This window comes from Mesorhizobium sp. LMG17149, from assembly GCF_024518695.1.
GTDB lineage: Bacteria > Pseudomonadota > Alphaproteobacteria > Rhizobiales > Rhizobiaceae > Mesorhizobium.
The window spans coordinates 66,150-86,222 of sequence record NZ_JANIFL010000014.1 but is presented as its reverse complement, the minus strand read 5'-3'; the positions used below and the strand labels follow the sequence as shown (position 1 = coordinate 86,222).

Here is a 20,073-nt window from a genome sequence, read left to right as displayed (position 1 = left end):
TGCTCCTGTTGAGAGTGCGACCGGAAAGTTCTGAGCCCGGTCTTTTTTCCCGGATTATGTGCGTTTTTGCTCGCATTTCCGCCTGTTTACGAGGCCGGCGGAAGCGTTGGGATTGTGGGGCGGTTGGGGACGATAGGGACAATTGTCGGGCTTGAATAAATTGTCTGTTAATACTATATTTAGTGTTTGCAGGTAGGTTCGACGCTAGATAGTGTGAATTTCCCTCGATCGAGGGAATCGGAAAAAATCAGTTTTGAGGGACCCGCGGGTTCGTCGGCGCGTTGGACAGATACTTCGCAAGGAGTTTGACCAGCAGGGCCGGCGGAGACCGCGAAAATGGAGAGCCGGCCGTTTTCGAACGCCCGGCAGACGGCGGACATGCGCGTTTCGCATCGGGGGCAGAAATCCCTGGAGGAAAGCGCTATATATAGACAAAAGGGACCGGACCAATGCGCATCGAGCGTCGTTTCACCAAGCCAGGACAATCTGCCTATGCGGAGATTGAATTCCGCAAGGCGCTTTCGGAGATTAAGAATCCGGATGGTTCGGTGGTGTTCCGCTTGGACAATATCGACGTGCCGGCGCAGTTCTCCCAGGTCGCAGCCGATATCCTGGCGCAGAAATATTTCCGTAAGGCCGGTGTGCCGGCGCGCCTGAAGAAGATCGAAGAGAACGACGTCCCCTCCTTCCTGTGGCGCTCCGTCGCCGATGAGACGGAACTTGCCAAGCTGCCGGAAGCCGAGCGCTACGGTTCCGAGATCGACGCCCGCCAGGTCTTCGACCGGCTTGCCGGCACCTGGACTTACTGGGGCTGGAAGGGCGGCTACTTCAAGGGGTCGGAGGAAGACGCGCGCGCTTTCCGCGACGAGCTTGCCTACATGCTCGCCACCCAGCGCGTCGCGCCGAACTCGCCGCAATGGTTCAACACCGGCCTGCACTGGGCCTATGGCATCGACGGCCCGAGCCAGGGCCACTTCTATGTCGACCCGTTCACCGGCAAGCTGACCAAGTCGAAATCCTCCTACGAGCATCCGCAGCCGCATGCCTGCTTCATCCAGGGCGTACAGGACGACCTCGTCAACGAGGGCGGCATCATGGATCTGTGGGTGCGTGAAGCACGCCTGTTCAAATACGGCTCCGGCACCGGCTCCAACTTCTCGCTGCTGCGCGGCGAAGGCGAAAAGCTGTCGGGCGGCGGCCGCTCGTCGGGCCTGATGAGCTTCCTCAAGATCGGCGACCGTGCGGCGGGCGCCATCAAGTCGGGCGGCACCACGCGCCGCGCCGCGAAAATGGTCATCGTCGACGCCGACCACCCCGATATCGAGGAATTCATCGACTGGAAGGTCAATGAAGAGCAGAAGGTCGCCTCGCTGGTGACCGGCTCGAAGATCGTCAAGAAGCATCTCGAAGCGATCATGAAGGCCTGCGTCAACTGCGAAGGCAATGGCGATGACTGCTTCGACCCGTCGATCAACTCCGCGCTGAAGCGCGAGATCAAGGCGGCCAAGAAGTCCGCCGTGCCGGAGAACTACATCTACCGCGTCATCCAGTTCGCCAAGCAGGGCTATAGCTCGATGTCGTTCAAGACCTACGACACAGACTGGGATTCGGATGCCTACCTCACGGTTTCGGGCCAGAACTCCAACAATTCGGTGTCGCTGAAGGACAATTTCCTGCGCGCCGTCGAGGACGATGCCGACTGGCACCTGACCGCCCGCAAGGACGGCAAGGTGCTGAAGACGCTGAAGGCCAGGGATCTCTGGGAAAAGATCGGTTACGCCGCCTGGGCGTCGGCCGATCCCGGCCTGCATTTCAACACGACGATGAACGACTGGCACACCTGCGCATCGGCCGGTGCGATCCGGGCGTCCAACCCGTGCTCCGAATACATGTTCCTCGACGACACGGCCTGCAATCTTGCCTCGATCAATCTGCTGCCCTACCGCAACGCCGACGGCACGATCGACATCGCAGCCTACGAGCACACGGTGCGGCTGTGGACCATCGTTCTCGAAATCTCGGTGATGATGGCGCAGTTCCCGTCGAAGGAGATCGCCAAGCAGTCCTACGAATACCGCACGCTCGGCCTCGGCTATGCCAATATCGGCGGCCTGCTGATGACGTCGGGCATTCCCTACGATTCCGATGAAGGCCGCGCGATCTGCGCCGCACTCACCGCAATCATGACCGGTGTCGCCTATGCCACCTCGGCCGAGATGGCCGGCGAACTCGGCGCCTTCGCCGACTACGACCGCAATGCGCAGAACATGCTGCGCGTCATGCGCAACCATCGCCGTGCCGCCTATGGCGAGAAGCAGGGCTACGAGAAGCTCGCCGTCAATCCCGTGCCGCTGGTCGCTTCCGACCTGAAGCAGCAGGACCTTGCGACCCACGCCAAGGCCGCCTGGGACCGCGCCATCGAGCTCGGCGAGGAGCATGGCTACCGCAACGCGCAGGCGACCGTGATCGCGCCGACCGGCACGATCGGCCTGGTCATGGATTGCGATACCACCGGCATCGAGCCCGACTTCGCGCTGGTGAAGTTCAAGAAGCTGGCCGGCGGCGGCTATTTCAAGATCATCAACCGCGCCGTGCCGGAAGCACTGCGCACGCTTGGCTACTCCGAAGCCCAGATCGCCGAGATGGAGGCCTATGCGGTCGGCCACGGCAACCTCAACCAGGCGCCGGCCATCAACCCCGGCGCGCTCAAGGCCAAGGGCTTCACCGACGACAAGATCGCCGCGCTCAACGCAGCCTTGAAATCGGCCTTCGACATCAAGTTCGTCTTCAACCAGTGGACGCTTGGCGCCGACTGGGTGAAGGAGAATTTCGGCTTCACCGACGAGCAGCTCAACGACTTCTCGTTCGAGATCCTGCCGGCGCTCGGCTTCTCCCGGAAAGATATCGAGGCCGCCAACATCCATGTCTGCGGTGCGATGACGCTGGAAGGCGCGCCGTTCCTCAAGGCCGAACACCTGGCGGTGTTCGACTGCGCCAGCCCGTGCGGCAAGATCGGCAAGCGTTCGCTTTCGATCAACAGCCACATCCAGATGATGGCGGCTGCACAGCCCTTCATTTCCGGCGCCATCTCCAAGACCATCAACATGCCCAACGATGCGACGGTGGAAGACGCCAAGGGCGCCTACATGCTGTCGTGGAAGCTGGCGCTGAAGGCCAACGCGCTCTACCGCGACGGCTCGAAGCTGTCGCAGCCGCTCAACTCCTCGCTGCTCGCCGATGGCGAGGACGATGAGGATGAAGCCATCGAGCAACTGCTCGCCGCACCTGCGGCAGCACGTGCCGCACAGATCACCGAGCGGATCGTCGAGCGCATCATCGAGCGCGTGTCGCGCGAGCAGGAAAAGCTGCCCGGCCGCCGCAAGGGCTACACCCAGAAAGCCAAGATCGGTGGCAACACCATCTTCCTGCGCACCGGCGAATATGACGATGGCCGTCTCGGCGAGATCTTCATCGACATGAACAAGGAAGGCGCGACCTTGCGTGGCCTTCTCAACAATTTCGCCATCGCAATCTCGCTGGGCCTGCAATATGGCGTGCCACTCGACGAATATGTGCACGCCTTCACCTTCACCAAGTTCGAGCCGGCCGGCATGGTGCAGGGCAACGATGCCATCAAGAGCGCAACATCGATCCTCGACTACGTGTTCCGCGAACTGGCGATCTCCTATCTCGGCCGCAACGACCTCGCCCATGTCGACCAGTCGGACTTTTCCAACACCGCACTTGGCCGTGGCATCAGCGAAGGCAAGACCGACGCGGTCTCCAAGGGCCTGACCCGTGGCGCCTCGCCGGTGAAGCTGGTGTCGCGCGTCAGCGGCAATGATCCGAAAGGCTTTGCGGCCCCCTCGGGCGCCCCTGCCCGCTCGGCACCGACCGCCTTCTCCGGCTCCAACGTGCTGGCGTTGAAGCCGGCCAGCGACGAAGCGGTCGCCTACAAGCGCGACTATGAGGAGCGGGCAAAGGAACTGGCCGAGGACATCGCCTTCGAGGAAGCGGCGGGTGTTGCTTCCGACGCCACGGCTGCGCTGTTCACCGACGCCGCGGCCATGGAGGCGGCCGAAGCCAAGAAACTCGCCAACGACCGCCGCGCAAGATCCCTGCTCCAGGGCTACACAGGCAATTCCTGCTCCGAGTGCCAGAATTTCACGATGGTGCGTAACGGGACCTGCGAGAAGTGCGACACGTGCGGCTCGACGAGCGGGTGCAGCTGAGGTCTAGTGCCACCTCGGCTTACAGTTCGCGAGATCATTCGCCTGCTGGAGGCCGACGGCTGGTATCTGGTTGCAACCAAGGGCAGCCATCGCCAATATAAGCATGAAGTCAAAGCCGGCCGCGTCACCGTGGCTGGCAAGCCGTCTGAAGAGGTTGCGCCAGGAACACTGAACAGCATCCTCAAGCAGTCAGGTTTGAAGGAGTGATGACATGCGTTACGCGGTGGTGATTGAAAAAGCAGGAAGTAATTTCTCTGCCTATGTGCCGGACCTACCCGGCTGCATCGCGACAGGTGCCACTGTGCCTGAAGTGGAAACCGAGATTCGCGACGCAATACGCTTTCACATCGAAGGTTTGCGAGCCGATGGGCTGGATGTGCCCAAGGGTGTCAGCCTCGCGGAATACATAGAGGCATAAAATTCCTGCAATCAGGATTCTCGGCATCTACCCCGCCGGCAACACCCGCAGCGTCTGCTCGTCAACGGCTCGTCCTGCCCCACGAATAGCAGCTTGCGCCCCTCACCCGCCGGCACCTCGAAATACTGGATCCCGTCAGGCATTTCGCCCCAGTCGCCGCACGGTGGCTCCGGGATTTCATCGAGGCTTGCTACCGCTTTCAGCTCTTTCGCATAGGCCGCGTTGGAGCTGAACGCTTAGCGCTTGACGGCGGCAGGCGCGGCGCCCTCGGTGTAAGGCGTCGGATTCAATAACTTGTTTGCATCTGGCCATGCCTTCGGCCTGCCAGATCAAAGCCTCTCAGCATGCCATCTCAGATGGTCGTCCATGAAGCTGGAGATGAAAAGATACGAGTGATCGTATCCATCCTGCATCCGCAGCTTCAGCGGAATACCTGCTTTGGCGCAGGCCGTCTCAAGCAGCCAAGGCCTCAGCCCGTCGTCAAGAAATCCATCCGACGTTCCCTGATCCACCAAAAATTCGGGGAAACGGTATCCGTCCTCGATGAGCGACGTCGCATCGCAGGTTCGCCACGAGGCCTCATCCTTACCCAGATACTTCTCAAAAGCCGGTCTCGACCAGCCGGCGGTGCTTGGCTGGGCGATCGGGGCGAACGCCGAGCAGCTCTTGAAACGCCGCGGAGTCTTCAAGGCAATCGTCAGCGCGCCATGCCCGCCCATCGAATGGCCAAAGATTGCCTGGCGCGCCATATCGGCTGGAAATTCAGCCGCGATGAGGGCCGGCAACTCCTCGGTGACATAGGAATACATGCGATAGTTCTTCGCATAAGGCTCTTGCGTCGCATCGAGATAGAAGCCGGCGCCGGAGCCGAACTGCCAGTTGTCTTTTTCATCCGGAATGTCGGCCCCGCGCGGGCTGGTGTCGGGACAAACGACGATCAGGCCAAGCTCGGCGGCCATGCGCCTGTACTCGCCCTTGTCCATTACATTGGCGTGGGTGCACGTCAGGCCTGAGAGATACCACAAAACGGGACAAGGCGTCTCCCGCGCCTGCGGAGGTATGAAAACGGCAAAAGTCATGTCGCAACGGCAACTCGTCGACAAATGGGAATAGACGCCCTGCACGCCGCCATGGGCCTTCGTTTGAGAGATGATTTTCATGTGTTCTCCACGTTGCGGGTCGGATGACGGTCGGCCCCACCACTGCCACCCAGCGGCAAGCACTTGCGTCCTGCCATCCTGTGGTTCTTGTGTCGACGGATCTCAGCGCGGAAAAAGAACCTCGCCCATTCCGAGCACTGCGTTATCCCCGCCATATTTGCGCGGTGCGCTCCCCAGAAGCGGCCGTTTCAAAATGCCCTCGGCGATCAGATGACGATCGATGATGGCGGCGAAAACGCTCTCGGGCGCGCCGCATTCGACGAAGCTCGGCGACATGCGTGCCGGCGCGCGATCGAGAAGGATCGAACCGCGACGCATCAAATAGCCGGGCATCTCGCCGGTGCCACCGGCCACCACCAGCGTGCCGGCGATCATGCGGCTGCCGGCGTGGTCGCCGGAGCCTTTCAGCACCGCGATCAGGCCGCGCCGCATGCGGTCCGCGGCGAAGGCGCCCGCCTTGCCCCTGACGATCAACACACCGCCGTTCATGCCAGCCAGTTCCCCGACGAGCGGCGCACCGAGGTGGTCCCCGGCATTGCCTGTTATCTCAAGCCTGCCGCCGCGCATGCCGGAGCCGGCGTATGGACCCGCATTGCCTTCGATCGTGAGCTCCCCACCGCGCATGGCGCGCCCGGCCTGGGCGCCCGCATTGCCAACGAGGCGGACCGACCCACCCCGCATGCCTTGCGCCACAAGGTCAAGGCGCATGCTTCCGCCTTCGAACACGATGTTTGTCGGATCGCTGCCGGCGACGCGAAAAATGTCGCCCACCTTCGAGCCGTGTTTCGACATGCCGATCTGGATTCTTTCGACGTCGCGCCTTTCGATCCCGGCCAGCCGCTCCGGCGTCAGCGGCGACAGGTCAAGGCGCTCCGGCGGCTCTGCAACCAGGGTGAAGGTCAGCGCCTTCATGGCAGCATATCCTTCAGCGAGTAGATGAATTTCCCGAGCTTGCCGCCGTAATTGCCGGCGCTGATCCGAACCGCGCCTCTTTTCGGGCCGAGCTCTATGACAGCCTTGATGCCGGCCTTCATCGCGGCGGCAACGGCCTCATTGGTCTCACCATCGATGACGATTTCCAGGACGGCGTTGATGTCGGGACCGAGCTCACTCGCGACGACGCCGCGCAGCGTCGGCGCGTAGGCTTCGTTGGCCGAAGCGATCATGCCTTTGTATTTGCCACCTATCTTGGAACCGGAACGGGCAATGCCGCCCGGAAACGGCACGATGGCGCCAGGCACCATGCCGATCGCAGCGACCGCGGCCTCGGCAGCGGCCAAAGCGTTGGCGCTCCTTTGCGCCATGACAAAGAAATTGCCGCCACCGACAGCTTCCTTCGTCAGTCCGGTCGTTGCTTCGCACAGGAACTCGCCATCCATGACGGGAATACGCCAGAAATGCCTGTCGCCGATCTTCTTGGAGATTTGCCAGCCGTCGGCGAAATAACGCAGCGCCGAACCGAGCTTGAGCTCGGCGCTGCCCTGCAGCCCGGCAAAGCAGGCGGAACCCGGCGAGGTCAAAACGCACTGGCCGACACGATTGAGCAGTTGTTTCTGCAATTCGTCCGTTCCCATCGCGAAAATCATGACGCGGCAGCCCGGCCGGCCATCCGGTGTGGCCGATGGCGGCAGGTCGAGATCGATTGCCGCTTCGCAGCCGCAACCGATCACCGAGGTGGCGAAGCCAGTCATCGTGATCGCCGCCTGGCGAGCCCATTTCCGGCTCGGCGCGGTGATGACGATGGCGGTTGCGCGCATGCCGAAGGCTTCGGCGAAGGTATCGTCGATCGTCACCCCATTGACGCTCATGTTCGGCATGGCACCTCGCCGAATGGCTGTTCGCGCGCAATCGCGGAATCCGGAAAATTGAACCAGTCCAGCGACAGGCCGTAGCGCTGCTGGTGATAGTCCTCGAGCCGTCGCACCATTGCCTTGTCGACAGGCGGCTTGAGCCTCAATGCCTTGCCCCAGCGGTAATGGATGATTTCCCCGTCTTGCACGACGAGATCGCCATCCTTGAAAACATACGCCGCCTGTCCGAGCATTTTCGCGATACTGCGGTCCCTGCGATAGACAGCGATGTCGGCTATTGCACCGGCGCCGAGATGGCCTCGATCCGTCAAGCCGAGCAGCTTGGCCGGCGCCGCGCGCGTCATGATGGCGATTTCCTCGAACGTGTATTCGCGGTCGATTGCGGCCAGGGTAGAGAGCGCCAGGGCGGATCGTGAAAGTCCGGCGGTCATCTCGGTGCGCGCTTCCCGGCTCATCAGCAGTTCGAACAGCGCCGGATAAGCCGTAAAAGGTGCACCGTTGGGATGATCGGTGGTGAAGAACACACGCCAGGGATCGTCGATCAGGAGAAAAAGCTCGAGCCCGATCGCCCACTGCATCGTGCCGTAGAAGTCCTTGCCATAGCTGTAGGGCACGATGCCGCCGCCATTGCCGTCACCATCATGAATGACGGTCTTTTTCGGGTGCGCGCTGCCACGCGCCGAAAACTGCCGCATGACGTCGGAGGAGACCGTGACCGTCTGGCCGAACATGACCTGGCCGATATCGATGGTGACTTCCGGCGTCGCGTTGACCAGTTCGGCAAGCCGTGCGGCGGCAGAGGAAAACCCGCGTTTTCCTTCCGTGCCATAGCCATAGAACTGGAGGTGGGCGAGATGCAGCGGCAGCCCATCCGCCGCTGCGATCGTCGCAGCCGCCGTATCCGCCGATCCGGGGCTGCCCAGATTGTTGCAATGGACATGCAGGGGATGCGGCAGGCCAAGACTGTCGACGGCGGCCTGCAGCGTCTTGACGATCTTGCGCGAACTGACGCCATAGGAAGGCACGACATCGTCCAGCGAGAAGGTGCGGACGTTCTCCTTGAAGGCGGCCGCCGCACCGGCGTTGATCACCTTGACCCCAAGCGCTCGCGTCGAAGCGACCGTCCAGGCGACATAGTCCTCGATCATCGTGGAGGGGGCGTCGTCGCGGATCATCGACAGAAGGAAATCGTCATTGCCGAGAATGGCGAGGGTTGCCTTGTCGATGATCGGGATGTCAGCCAGTTCGAGATGCGTGTGAAGCGCCGCTCCCGGCGACATCGCCGGCTCGACCACCGTCGTAAAGCCCATCTTTGCGTAGAGGCAGCCCGTCTGGAACGTCGACCAGCCGGCATTGGAGAGCGGCGTCATTGCTGGCCTCAGCTGATGGGCGGCATGCTGTTCGGGCAAGAGCAGCCGCGCGGTGTTCACATTGCCGCCACCGATGTGGGAGTGGATGTCGATGGCGCCAGCCATCACGATGCAGCCGCTGGCTTCTATGATCCGGTCGGCCGCCCCTCCCGCCGGCGCCGAAACGATCTTGTCGTCCTTGACCCAAAGGTCGCCCTTGCCGAGACGGCCGTTGACGGGATCGATGATGTCGCCGCCGGCGATTTTCGTCAGCATGGCAGTGGCTCGGCGAAGGCGTGGGTAGCGATCAGGCGGATGATCGTCGCGGCGGAGGGCAATTGCGAGGCCGCTTGCGCATCGATCGACCTGAGCGAGCCCGTGCGGCTGGAGTAGACAACCGCATCGTGATCGACCCCAGCCTCGCCGATGGCGATGGTGACTGCGGCGCCGGCAACCGGCTCTTGCGTTTTCGTCAACGCAATCAGTGCCATGCGGCGCTTTTTTTCCTTCGGTTGGGCCGTTGTGGCGGAGATCCGCAGGTGCAAGTCGGCTTCGCCGGCAGCGATCATGCGCGCCACATCGCAGCGCCAGGGATCGAATTCCGGGAAGCCGCGCGCAAAGCCGGTGCGCAGCGGAAAACCTGTCATCCAGGCCGAGGCGAGCGTGCTACCCCAGCCGTTTTCGTTCGCCGGCAGATGAAGGCCGGATGCGCGCGAGTTGCGATTGAGATCGGCGATCAGTCCTTGCAGCATCTCCAATGCCAGGCCTTCGGCGGCGTGGCCTGAAAACAGGAACACGGGAAAATGCGCGGCCGCCAACGCTTTGGCGAAATCATTGAAATTCGACACCGGTTGCGATGTACGCCGCCCTTTGTGCTGTGTCCTCAGCGCCGCTAGCGTGGCGGCGAGGCTAGCTTGGCCACAGGAAAGTCGCGTTGCCTCGCGCCCGCCGTTCAGCGGCGGCACAGACATCCCGTTCGGGCCTACCACGAAGAACGCGCGCTGGTTCACGGTCGAGAGGTCGGGAACCGTCCCGGCGAGTTCGCCAACAAGACCATGATGGATCCGCGGGAGCTCGCCCACGATCACGACGACATCGGCACGCCGGCGCGTCTCTCCGGGGGCGACGGTCATTGCCCCCTTGTCCGTAAAAAGCGCAGTCTCCCGGGCAAGTGCCGCGCCATCGGCATGGTCGTATGCCGCGCCAGCCCTCTCAGCCAGCGCGATCGCCGCCCTCGTGCCGTCTATATCCGTATCAAAGCTGAAAACCGGGCACCGACTTGACGACAATAGCGACGCGGCATGCGCAGCCGCGCGCTCAATCAGCGCTTCCCGGTTGCCGATCCAAGCAACCGCCATTCGCTAAACTACTTTCTGGTGCCGCCACGATCCTAGACGAAACTGGATTGGCCGTGAACCCCACCTTGCAGCGGATCAGCGAATGTTTTCATACGCGTCAAGAAATTCCGACCCTGCCTAGTCATATTTGACATAAGCGAAGCGTTGATCGGTCAGCGGAGTGCCCTCCAGTGCCCCGCCTTCCTTGGCCGGCTGCCACTGGACAACATCCTCGATCTTCTTCGCCAACTCGAAATCCTTGTCGGTAATGCCTTTCGCCGCGTGGTTCGTCAGTCGTACCTCGACCCAGGCATAGGAGGCGGTGATATCAGGATGGTGCCACGCCGCCTCGGCGAGATGGCCAACCGTGTTGATGACCATGAGCGTCGATTTCCAGCTGTGGGTCTTGTATTTGCGCCGGATCCAGCCGTTTTCGTAGCGCCATTTTGGCAGCTCCTTCTCAAGCCGCTCGGCGATCTCGGCTTCCGAATAGACCTTTTCCTTGACTGTCTCGTTCATCTCGACCTCCGCGAATTGCTCGGTCTGTCTACACGCCGGAGCCAGCAAACACGTGGATTCATTCTCTTTGGCTTGCCCCATCGACGAAAACAGTTATCATGGTACCGGGCACCTAAACTTCCATGATGCATCCATGATGCACCCATCGGGGGGCAGATGTCGAATTCTGTTACCATACGAGTGCCCGCTCGCCTGCACCTTGGCTTCCTTGATCTCAATGGCGATGCCGGACGGCGGTTCGGCAGCGTCGGGCTTCCATTGAGCGAACCCGAAACCGTCGTCACCCTGTCGCGGTCCGGCGAAACCATCGTCGAAGGCTCCGAGAGCACCCGCGCCAGCGAGCATCTGTCGACGCTCTGCAAGCATCTCGGCATTCGCGGCCAGCACCATCTGGTGGTCGAGCAGTCGATCCCCAGTCATGCGGGTCTGGGGTCCGGCACGCAGATCGCCCTTGCCGTCGCCTCGGCGTTGCGCACTCTCCATAATTTGCCTCTGGATATCGTCGGCGACGCGAGCCTGCTCGAGCGGGGCGGCCGATCCGGCATCGGCATCGCAAGTTTCGAAGATGGCGGCGTCATAGTCGACGCCGGCAAGAACGACCGCGGCGGAACGCCTCCGGTCGTCGCGCGGCTGCCGTTTCCGGAAGAGTGGCGCGTCATCCTCATCCTCGACCATTCCGGGCATGGACTGCATGGCGCTGCCGAGGTCGCGGCGTTTCGTTCGCTGCCGCCATTCCCAACGGCAGGCAGCGGGGAGATCTGCCGGAGGGTGCTGATGGGCATTATGCCGGCTTTGGTCGAGCGGGACCTTCCGGCATTCGGCGCCGCCGTCACCGCGATACAGATGCTGATCGGCAGCCATTTCGCCCCGGCGCAGGGCGGCGTGTTCACCTCGAAGCGGGTCGAGATGGCGGCCCACCGTCTCAATGAAGCAGGCGCCGTCGGCATCGGCCAGAGTTCCTGGGGGCCGACAGGCTTTGCCTTCGCGCCATCACATGACGCCGCACTCAAGTTCGTCGACGCGGTTCGGAGGACAGCAACTGAGGACGGCCTTGAGATCAAGATCGTCAAGGGCAGGAACTCCGGCGCGAAGATCAGCTCAACCAGGCTGAATCTCGTCGGCAGCTGACGCTCCCGTTTCAGGCAGAAAGGCAAGAAATGGCCCGCAAACACATCCTGCACATGCTGACACCGTTGAAGCAGATGAGCCCCTTCGACGTGAACATGGCGCTCGATGCAGGTTTCGACGCCGTCGTCCCCTATGTCGATGTAAGCCTCGCCGAAGTGACAGGCCTGGTCCAGGACGCGATCTTTTCGCGCCCGCCGGATGCGGGTGTCGACACCGGCATCTTCATCGCCGGGAAGGACGCCTCGTTGGCGCTCGACATGTTCGACGCCGCGAAGAAGGCGATGGTGCCGCCTTTCCAGGTTTCGGTGTTTGCCGATCCGGCCGGCTCGTTCACCACGGCCGCGGCGATGGTGGCCAAGGTCGAAAAGGCGCTGGAGAAGAAATTCCAGCGTGCGCTCAGGGATACGAGGGTGGCTGTTTTCGGTGCCACCGGCGTCGTCGGCTTCTGCACCGCCGTCATCGCGGCAGGGGAAGGTGCCCGGGTCACACTTGTCGGCCATGACGGCATCGAACGGGTCAAGCAGATCGCGGCCGAGATCGAAAGCAGGTTCAACATCATCGTCGATGCCGCTGACGGATCGAGCGACGCCCGCAAGACAAAGCTGGTCGAGGCGAACGAGATTATCCTGGCTTGCGCCAAAGCTGGCGTCCAGGTGGTCTCCAAAGCCCAGTTGAAAGGCAACGACCTGCTTATTGCGGCCGACGTCAATGCCGTTCCCCCGGCCGGTATCGAAGGATTGGCCGTCAATGCCAATGGTGATCCACTCGAAGCGGCAAAAGCTGTCGGCATTGGTCCGCTTGCCATTGGCAATGTCAAATATAAGGTCGAATTCGGTCTCTTCAAAAGAATGATCGAATCCGAAAAGACGATCACGCTCGATTTTCAGGAAGCGTTTTCCCTTGCACGCGAGATTGCCAAGTAACGCCGGATCTCTCTTGATCGCGGCAATTTCAGGCCGGGCGCTGGCCGCCGCCGCGCGTCGCGCCGGCTATCGTCCGCTGGTTGCCGATTTCTTTTGCGATACGGACACCGTCGCGCTCGCAGGACGCGCGACGATGCTGCCGGGCGACCTGCAGAGGGGCATCGACGGCGAGCGCATCGTCGACACGCTTCGGCGATTGGCTGGCGACGACCTGCCGGTCGCCATTATCCTGGGCTCAGGGTTTGAGCGGATGCCCGAGACCGTGGACGAGATCGCGCGACACTTTCCGCTCGCAGGCAATGGCGGCGCCGCGATCCGCAGGATCAAGGATCCGCAGTTGCTGGCCGATGATTGCGCCGAACTTGGCATCCCGCATCCGCAATTGCGATGGGACCAGCCGCCTGATCGGGAGAACTGGGTGGTCAAAACTGCGGGTGGCGCCGGCGGCGGGCACGTCAGACGAGCAGCCGGAGAAAGCCCGACCGCCGGCCGCTATTTCCAGCGCTTCGTTGCCGGACGCAGCATTTCGGCCCTGTTCGTCGGCAACGGGCAAACCGCGCACGTCGTGGGCTTCAGCCAACAATGGACGTCCCCCTCCCCGACAGCGCCCTATCGCTATGGCGGCGCCGTGCGGTTGAGACGCTTCGCTCGCAGACAGGCGGCGGTGATCGGCGGTTGGCTCTCAAGTCTGACGCGGCGCGCCGGCCTGGTTGGATTGTGCAGCGCCGATCTTATCCGCGGGCCGGACGGCTACAAGTTCATCGAGATCAATCCGAGGCCAGGCGCCACCCTCGACATTTTCGACGATGTCGACGCGCCATTGATCGAAGCGCATCTGCGCGCCGCGACGGGTCAGGTCTTCCGCTTGCCGCGCTTCGTCGATTCGATGGCGTCGATCGTGACTTACGCCGCGACGCCAATCACTCACTTTCCGTCGATCGCCTGGCCTGAATGGACAGCGGACCAGCAGTCGGCTGGCACCCGTTTGATTGCCGGCGACCCTGTCTGCACGGTCTTCGCGCGCGGGCCGAGCGCCCAATCGACCAAGCGACTCATCAAGGGACAAGCCAGTCAATTGCAACTCCAATGGGAAGGAGACCGGACATGAAAGACGGTTCGGCATTCCTGAACGACAATGCACAGCGCATCGTTGACGGCATGATCGGCGACGCCGAACGCCTGCGCATCGTCGTTTCCAGGGGGCCATTGGGCGAGCGCCTGATCGATGCCGGCGCCAAGACCGTAGGCAGCGTCGAAGCCGGGCTGCGCATGGCTGAGGCCGCGATGGGCGGTCTCGGCAGCGTTTCTGTGTTCATGGATCGCGCGTCACAGCAATGGCCGTTCACTGTCGAAGCGCGATCTTCGCAGCCGGTGCTAGCCTGCCTGGGCAGCCAATATGCGGGCTGGAACCTGTCTGGCCAGGACTATTTCGCGATGGGATCTGGGCCGGCGCGCGCCCTCGCCCGGGTCGAACCGCTGTTCGAAACACTTTCCTATCGCGACATCGCATCGTCCGCGGTGCTTATCCTTGAGACGGCCGAACCGCCTCCCCGCGCGATCGTTGAGAAAGTGGGCAAGGCAACTGGACTGGCGACGGAAAAGCTCACCTTCCTCTATGCGCCGACACAAAGTCTTGCCGGCAGCGTGCAGATCGTTGCGCGCGCGCTCGAGGTTGCCCTGCACAAGATTAACGATCTCAAATTCCCGCTGGAGAACGTTGTCGACGGCATCGGAACGGCTCCGATCCCCGCCCCCCATCCGGATTTCCTGACCGCCATGGGCCGAACCAACGATGCCATCATCTATGGCGGCAGCGTCCAGCTCTTCGTGAAAGGATCTGCGAAAGAGGCTGGCAAACTCGCGGAAAAACTTCCCAGCAGCGCCTCACGGGACTACGGCCAACCCTTCGCCGAGATCTTCGCGCGGTTCAAGGGCGATTTCTATGCCATCGACCCGCTGCTGTTCAGCCCGGCCGAAGTGATCGTGACAGCGATCGAAACCGGCGATACGTTTCGCGCCGGTCGGCGTGATCTGAAAATGCTCGAACGAAGTCTCGGCTAGAGCATGGCGGTGCCAAGGGATTCGTCCGTCATTCGCCTGCCCGACGACTGCATTTCGTGCAGCCCCGACGCGGCCATGGGGGCGCGGGATCGCTCGCGCCTCCGAGGTTCCCGTACCCGAGAGGCCACATGATCCCTCGTATCCTGATCGTCAGCGACAAAGTGGACACTGGCTCGAACGGCCTGGCGGCAGGGCTTGGTCGGCGAGGCGCCGCCGTTGCAGCCGTGCCGCTGGCGGCGATCGCATTCGACACCAGCAGCCCGAGCGGGCTTTCGATCCCTGGCTTCGGCGGCACGCTGCCCGACGCCGTGGTCGTCCGTTCGATCGCCGCCGGATCGTTCGAAGCGATTACCCGGCGCCTCGGCGTGCTGCACGCGTTAAGCAGACTGTCGGTTCCCGTGTGGAATTCCGCGCAGGCGATCGAGCACTGCGTCGACAAGTCGATGACGACATTCCTCTTGAAAAATGCCGGCCTCCCCACGCCACCCACCTTTGCCGTGGAAGGACTTGCTGCCGCCGCGGAGATCGCGGCGCAAGAGCTTCCGCGGGGACCGCTGGTGCTGAAACCATTGTTCGGGGCGCAAGGCCGCGGGATAAAGCTGATCCGCACGCTCTCGGACCTGCCGGCCGCAGACGAAGTAAACAACGTCTACTACCTTCAGCAATATGTGTCGCGTGCCGGTCCGCCTTTCCGGGATTTTCGCGTCTTTGTCTGCGCCGGCGAGACCGTGGCGATGATGAGCCGCATCAGCGACGACTGGATCACGAACGTCAACCGGGGCGGCGTGCCGGAACAGGTTTCCGACCATGGCAAGGCGGAACTGGCCTCGCTGGCTGTCGCTGCGTCAGCCGCGGTCGGCGCGGATTTTGCCGGCGTGGACATCGTGCGGGCTGACGACGGCAATCTGTTCATACTCGAAGTGAACAGCATGCCCGCCTGGTCGGGATTGCAATCGGTGGTCGCCGTGAATATCGCCGAGGCAATCGCCGATGCCTTGCTGAAACTCCTGGCCGACCGTGCCGAAGCGGCCGCCGCGCCGCGGCCCTACCGTTTTGCCGCGCCTGCGAATTCGTGAGGGCCGGTAGGATGGCGCTGTCGCGTGAACGCCTCCGGGCCAGCTACAAGGATGCCTGCAGGATGGAGATCGAAGCCCTCAAACCGGGCAACGTCCATCTGTTCGCCGACGGACACGGAATGTCCGCCGCCCAATTCATGATGAGTGCGGAGGTTTCCTCCGGGCCGCTGACCGATCCTCGTCTGCCGGTCGGACAGCGCATGCTGGAGGCCGTGCGCGCGACCCGACTGGCGGTCGCAACCAATACCAATCTCGGAATCATCCTTCTGGCAGGGCCACTGATATGCGCCGCCGAAATGGGCGGTGACAGACTGCAGGACAATCTCGACTTGCTGCTTCGGGCTTTGAGCGTGCAGGATACCAAGGCGGTATTCGAGGCGATCGTCACGGCCGCGCCAGGCGGCCTGGGAGAAGCCGCCAACGATGTGCGGCAGGAGCCGAAGGTCCATTTGCTGGACGCGATGCGGGAGGCCGCCGACCGCGACATGATCGCCCGCCAGTACGGCAGCTGTTTCGGCGACGTGTTCGGGGTCGGGCTCGCCGCGCTGGATGGAGCGTTGGCACGTGGAGAAACCGGCATGTGGCCGACGGTATTCGTCTACATGGCGTTTCTCGCCGGCTTCCCTGACAGCCATGTGATGCGCAAGCATGGCGTTGACGTCGCAAATCAGGCGGGGCAGGAAGCCGTTGCCGTCCAGGCGGCGCTCCATGCCGAGGGCGACGAACCGTCGCGCATTCGCCTGCTCATGGAATTCGACCGTCGGTTAAAGACCGACAACATCAATCCCGGCACCTCGGCCGACCTCACCGTGGCTACTCTTTTAGTCCACACCCTCGCCCTCACCTTGCATAATCGCGGCGTTGGTGCTTGACTTCCAAAAGCGGAAGCTGTGCTTCCGCGGCTATCTAGCCAACCGGTCCGGGCAAATCCGGACGCTGCCAACAAGGATAGCTGTCCATCGAGCGCCTGCTCGGTTGCAGCGTCCGTGGACATCATAATTGTGTCTTGGAGGAAATTGGCATGGCAAAAATATCAAAGGTTATGGTCGGTGAATCGCTGGTGGGAGACGGCAACGAAGTCGCGCATGTCGACCTGCTCATCGGCCCGCGGGGGAGCGCGGTCGAAACGGCATTCTGCAACGCGCTTACCAACAACAAGGATGGCTTTACTTCGCTTTTGGCGGTGATCGCGCCTAATCTTCAATGCAAACCCAACACCGTGATGTTCAACAAGGTCACGATCAAGGGCGCCAAGCAGGCGGTCCAGATGTTCGGCCCGGCGCAGCACGCCGTGGCAAAGGCCGTGCAGGACAGCGTTGCGGACGGGACCATTCCGGCCAACGAAGCGGACGACGTGTTCATCTGCGTCGGGGTGTTCATCCATTGGGACGCGGCGGACGACGCCAAGATCCAGAAATACAATTACGAGGCGACAAAGGAAGCTATCCAGCGCGCCGTTGCAGGAACCCCGACCGCCGCCGAAGCAACGGCCCAGCGCGACAAGGTCAAGCATCCGTTCGCAGCCTAGACAAGAGACAGCCCCGCACAGGAAAAACCCTCTTCTGAGACGGATGGTCTGTTGCGCCGGCTGAAAAAAGTTCTGGGCTTTTGAAACGTCACCTCCCGAAGGGCGCACGTCCTTCGGGAGGTGACGAGCAACGATGATCAGGCGCCGAGTGACGCGAGGCGGCCGGGTGTGAGCGTAGCGTTGTGCAATGAGGTTGCTACCAGCGCCGCGGCGACACCCATTGCGGACAAGGCGCTGATGTCGGCCTCATCTCGGACGCCGCCGGCCGCGATGACGGCGCGATTTCCGGCCTTGGCCTTGACCTCCTGCAGCAGCCCGAAGTCAGGGCCGGCGGCCGCACCGACCTTGGCCAGCGTCATGACAATCACCTTTTGCGGCCAAAGCTCGGGCTCTTCGAGAAGAGAACGCGGTCCGCAAAAACTATCGCCGATGAAATCAAGGGACAGGATGAGATCGGGATGATCGCAAAAACGCCGCAGCAACATGTCGTCCCGCTGCGATTCAGAGCCCAGAACAGGAGACAGCGAGCGTTCGGCAAGCGCCGCCAAAAGTGTCTTTTCGTCGGCCACGCCGGCATCGACCCAAAGTTCCGGCGGCTCCGCCATCGTCCTCAGCCGGGCGAGTGCGTCGCTGTTTGGCGCTCCGCCTTCGATAGCGTCCAGATCTGCGATGTAGAAGGTCGAAAAAGGATAAAGCCCACGCAGTCCTTCAGCGACCGCGACGACATCGGGGCTTCGGCTGAGAGGCGTAACGATCGGCCTGTAGCGATCGCGTTTTCCCTGCTGGGCGCGAACCACCACGCCGTCTTTCAGGTCGAGAACCGGAATGATACGCAACGCTTTTCTCACCGACCGATTGCCCCCGTCATGAAAGCTTGAAGCGTGGAAAAAAGAAAGGGCATCATTGCCGGTTTCGACATTGGCGGCGCGCATCTGAAGGTGACCCGCGCACAAGACGGTCGCATCGTCGAGGCGGTAACGATCGCCACGCCGCTTTGGCAAGGCCTGCACAAGCTGGCTTCAGCCCTCGACGAAACGGCTCCGATCTACGCGGGTGCGGATCTCAACGCATTCACCATGACAGGCGAACTGTCGGACATCTTTCCGTCCCGCGATGTCGGCGTAGCGGCTCTGCTGGGTCAGATTTCCACCCATTTCCCCACAGACAAAAAGCTGGTCTATGCCGGACCATCCGGTTTCGTCGGGGTCGAGCAGGCAGCGCAGTTAGGCGCCGATGTGGCTTCTGCCAATTGGCACGCGACAGCCTTGTTGGTGGCAAAACTCGCCGGCGATGCCCTGTTCGTCGACATGGGCTCCACCACCACCGATATCATTGCCATCAAGAACGGCGCCGTGGCCAATGACGGCTACACCGATGCCGGACGGCTTCTAACCGGCGAATTGGTCTATACCGGCTTTACCAGGACATTCCTGTTCGGCGTAGCCTCGTCGGCTCCCGTCCATGGCAGGCTAACGCCGCTGATGAACGAGTATTTCGCCTCGATCGCCGACGCGCACCGCATCCTGGGCGTGCTCGACGAGGACGACGACAGGCACCCTCCCGCCGACGGCAAGGAAAAGACCGTGGACGGCTCGATCGCGCGGCTGGCGCGCATGGTGGGGCGCGACGCCACTGACCTGACCCCGCCGGAATGGGGTGAAGTCGCGCGCTGGTTCAGCGAGCAGCAACTGCGCAAAGTGCACGATGCAGCGTCTCTGGTTGCCGGGACCTTGCCGCGGCATGTCCCGATCGTCGGCGCCGGAATCGGTCGCTGGCAGATCAGGCGACTGGCCGAACGCATGGAACGCAGCTACGTCGATTTCGCCGACATCATCCCCGCCGATGACACCGTTCGCGGGCAAGCGAGCAGCGCGGCCCCCGCGTCCGCGGTAGCGCTTTTGGCGGGATATCCGTTGTAAGCAGGGTGCGGCGCTCGGCCTAACCCCGCGCGTCCTCGCTACCGGAACCTTTGGCGGTCAAGTGATCGCTGACACGCTGCATCAGCCAGCCCCAGGCCTCCTTTTCGCCCTCGCCTGCGGTCTTTTCGATGGCAATCGAAAGGTAGGCGATTTCCGCCTCGATCTTATCGCGCGGCAGCATGCCGAGCCGGCTGACCAGGATGGCCAGCTCAAGCACTGCCGCCTTGGCTCGGTTGAGGCCGGTGAACGGCGCGAGCGCTTCCTCCCGCACCACGCGGCAGAAATGGCGGGGGCGCACGCCATTGTCATCGACCGCCTGGACTTCGAGACCCGAATACGCCAGCGCCGCCTCGAGCCTCGGCACCGGAAACCCGTCAACCGGAACGGTTGGCCAATGCTTGCGGCCTGTCAGGCAGCCGGCAAAGACACGCACGTCGTCGGTATAATTGGCGATGGCGAATGGCACTTCGGCGAGATTGTCGAGCGTGACCGACGGCCGGAACGGTGCAATCACCCAGCCGTCATTCTCGGCAATGATGCCGATCGGCGCGATGTGGACGTTGCCTGCCTTGTTGACCGTCGTGATGATCGATTCGCGAATGTAGGGCATGG

19 protein-coding genes are annotated in these 20,073 nt (G+C 62.4%); 11 read left to right on the top strand and 8 right to left on the bottom strand.

Annotation, left to right across the window (positions count from 1 at the left end; genetic code table 11):
- Window positions 1-449 precede the first annotated feature (449 nt).
- The 3 genes from NP945_RS27975 to NP945_RS27965 are packed head-to-tail and all read left to right on the top strand — an operon-like array spanning window position 450 to window position 4,650.
- The gene (locus NP945_RS27975) at window positions 450-4,232 is read left to right on the top strand and encodes a vitamin B12-dependent ribonucleotide reductase (protein WP_256748132.1); all 3,783 of its coding nucleotides are present in this window, start codon (window positions 450-452) and stop codon (window positions 4,230-4,232) included.
- A 6-nt stretch (window positions 4,233-4,238) separates the two neighbouring features.
- Complete coding sequence (locus NP945_RS27970) at window positions 4,239-4,439, top strand: type II toxin-antitoxin system HicA family toxin (protein ID WP_013532021.1); 201 nt, start codon at window positions 4,239-4,241, stop codon at window positions 4,437-4,439.
- A gap of 4 nt (window positions 4,440-4,443) precedes the next feature.
- Window positions 4,444-4,650 carry a type II toxin-antitoxin system HicB family antitoxin gene (locus NP945_RS27965; protein ID WP_027036892.1) on the top strand — a complete coding sequence of 69 codons (207 nt, stop codon included), beginning with the start codon at window positions 4,444-4,446 and terminating at the stop codon, window positions 4,648-4,650.
- A 329-nt stretch (window positions 4,651-4,979) separates the two neighbouring features.
- On the opposite strand, the gene fghA is transcribed toward NP945_RS27965, so the two are convergent.
- The 6 genes from fghA to NP945_RS27935 form a co-directional block, all read right to left on the bottom strand.
- The gene (fghA, locus tag NP945_RS27960; protein ID WP_256748131.1) at window positions 4,980-5,810 is read right to left on the bottom strand and encodes an S-formylglutathione hydrolase; all 831 of its coding nucleotides are present in this window, start codon (window positions 5,808-5,810) and stop codon (window positions 4,980-4,982) included.
- 102 nt (window positions 5,811-5,912) lie between these two features.
- Complete coding sequence (locus NP945_RS27955; protein ID WP_256748130.1) at window positions 5,913-6,722, bottom strand: formylmethanofuran dehydrogenase subunit C; 810 nt, start codon at window positions 6,720-6,722, stop codon at window positions 5,913-5,915.
- Window positions 6,719-7,627 carry a formylmethanofuran--tetrahydromethanopterin N-formyltransferase gene (gene fhcD / locus NP945_RS27950; protein ID WP_256748129.1) on the bottom strand — a complete coding sequence of 303 codons (909 nt, stop codon included), beginning with the start codon at window positions 7,625-7,627 and terminating at the stop codon, window positions 6,719-6,721. The genes NP945_RS27955 and fhcD overlap by 4 nt, the downstream gene beginning before the upstream one ends.
- Window positions 7,615-9,246, bottom strand: a complete 1,632-nt coding sequence (locus NP945_RS27945) for a formylmethanofuran dehydrogenase subunit A (RefSeq protein WP_256748128.1) — start codon at window positions 9,244-9,246, stop codon at window positions 7,615-7,617. The genes fhcD and NP945_RS27945 overlap by 13 nt, the downstream gene beginning before the upstream one ends.
- Window positions 9,240-10,103: a tungsten formylmethanofuran dehydrogenase gene (locus tag NP945_RS27940; protein WP_256748127.1), complete on the bottom strand. Its 864-nt coding sequence runs from the start codon at window positions 10,101-10,103 to the stop codon at window positions 9,240-9,242. Before NP945_RS27940 ends, NP945_RS27945 begins: the two co-directional genes overlap by 7 nt.
- A 342-nt stretch (window positions 10,104-10,445) precedes the next feature.
- Complete coding sequence (locus NP945_RS27935) at window positions 10,446-10,826, bottom strand: 4a-hydroxytetrahydrobiopterin dehydratase (RefSeq protein ID WP_256748126.1); 381 nt, start codon at window positions 10,824-10,826, stop codon at window positions 10,446-10,448.
- Between the two features lie 156 nt (window positions 10,827-10,982).
- On the opposite strand from NP945_RS27935, the gene NP945_RS27930 reads away from it, so the two are divergent.
- The 7 genes from NP945_RS27930 (at window position 10,983) to fae (ending at window position 17,542) form a co-directional block, all read left to right on the top strand.
- Window positions 10,983-11,954 carry a beta-ribofuranosylaminobenzene 5'-phosphate synthase family protein gene (locus tag NP945_RS27930; RefSeq protein WP_256748125.1) on the top strand — a complete coding sequence of 324 codons (972 nt, stop codon included), beginning with the start codon at window positions 10,983-10,985 and terminating at the stop codon, window positions 11,952-11,954.
- Between the two features lie 29 nt (window positions 11,955-11,983).
- On the top strand, window positions 11,984-12,877 hold the full coding sequence (locus NP945_RS27925; protein WP_127269828.1) for an NAD(P)-dependent methylenetetrahydromethanopterin dehydrogenase: 894 nt from the start codon (window positions 11,984-11,986) through the stop codon (window positions 12,875-12,877).
- A gap of 13 nt (window positions 12,878-12,890) precedes the next feature.
- On the top strand, window positions 12,891-13,985 hold the full coding sequence (locus NP945_RS27920) for an ATP-grasp domain-containing protein (RefSeq protein ID WP_256748124.1): 1,095 nt from the start codon (window positions 12,891-12,893) through the stop codon (window positions 13,983-13,985).
- Window positions 13,982-14,938, top strand: coding sequence for a methenyltetrahydromethanopterin cyclohydrolase (mch, locus tag NP945_RS27915; protein WP_127409106.1), 957 nt, complete (start codon window positions 13,982-13,984; stop codon window positions 14,936-14,938). The genes NP945_RS27920 and mch overlap by 4 nt, the downstream gene beginning before the upstream one ends.
- Window positions 14,939-15,066: 128 nt before the next feature.
- Window positions 15,067-16,014, top strand: coding sequence for a RimK family alpha-L-glutamate ligase (locus tag NP945_RS27910; protein ID WP_306283315.1), 948 nt, complete (start codon window positions 15,067-15,069; stop codon window positions 16,012-16,014).
- An 11-nt stretch (window positions 16,015-16,025) separates the two neighbouring features.
- Window positions 16,026-16,886, top strand: a complete 861-nt coding sequence (locus NP945_RS27905) for a triphosphoribosyl-dephospho-CoA synthase (RefSeq protein ID WP_256748122.1) — start codon at window positions 16,026-16,028, stop codon at window positions 16,884-16,886.
- Between the two features lie 149 nt (window positions 16,887-17,035).
- Entirely contained in the window at window positions 17,036-17,542 is a 507-nt protein-coding gene (fae, locus tag NP945_RS27900) for a formaldehyde-activating enzyme (protein WP_013532036.1), read from the top strand.
- 137 nt (window positions 17,543-17,679) lie between these two features.
- Here the strand turns inward: fae and NP945_RS27895 are convergent, their stop codons facing one another.
- Window positions 17,680-18,474, bottom strand: coding sequence for a HisA/HisF-related TIM barrel protein (locus NP945_RS27895; protein WP_256748121.1), 795 nt, complete (start codon window positions 18,472-18,474; stop codon window positions 17,680-17,682).
- Here NP945_RS27895 and NP945_RS27890 point away from each other — a divergent pair.
- The gene (locus tag NP945_RS27890) at window positions 18,424-19,461 is read left to right on the top strand and encodes a hydantoinase/oxoprolinase family protein (RefSeq protein WP_256748120.1); all 1,038 of its coding nucleotides are present in this window, start codon (window positions 18,424-18,426) and stop codon (window positions 19,459-19,461) included. The two genes, NP945_RS27895 and NP945_RS27890, sit on opposite strands and share 51 nt — an antisense overlap.
- 19 nt (window positions 19,462-19,480) lie before the next feature.
- Here NP945_RS27890 and NP945_RS27885 read toward each other — a convergent pair whose 3' ends face one another.
- Entirely contained in the window at window positions 19,481-20,071 is a 591-nt protein-coding gene (locus NP945_RS27885) for a DUF447 domain-containing protein (protein ID WP_127268113.1), read from the bottom strand.
- Window positions 20,072-20,073 lie beyond the last annotated feature (2 nt).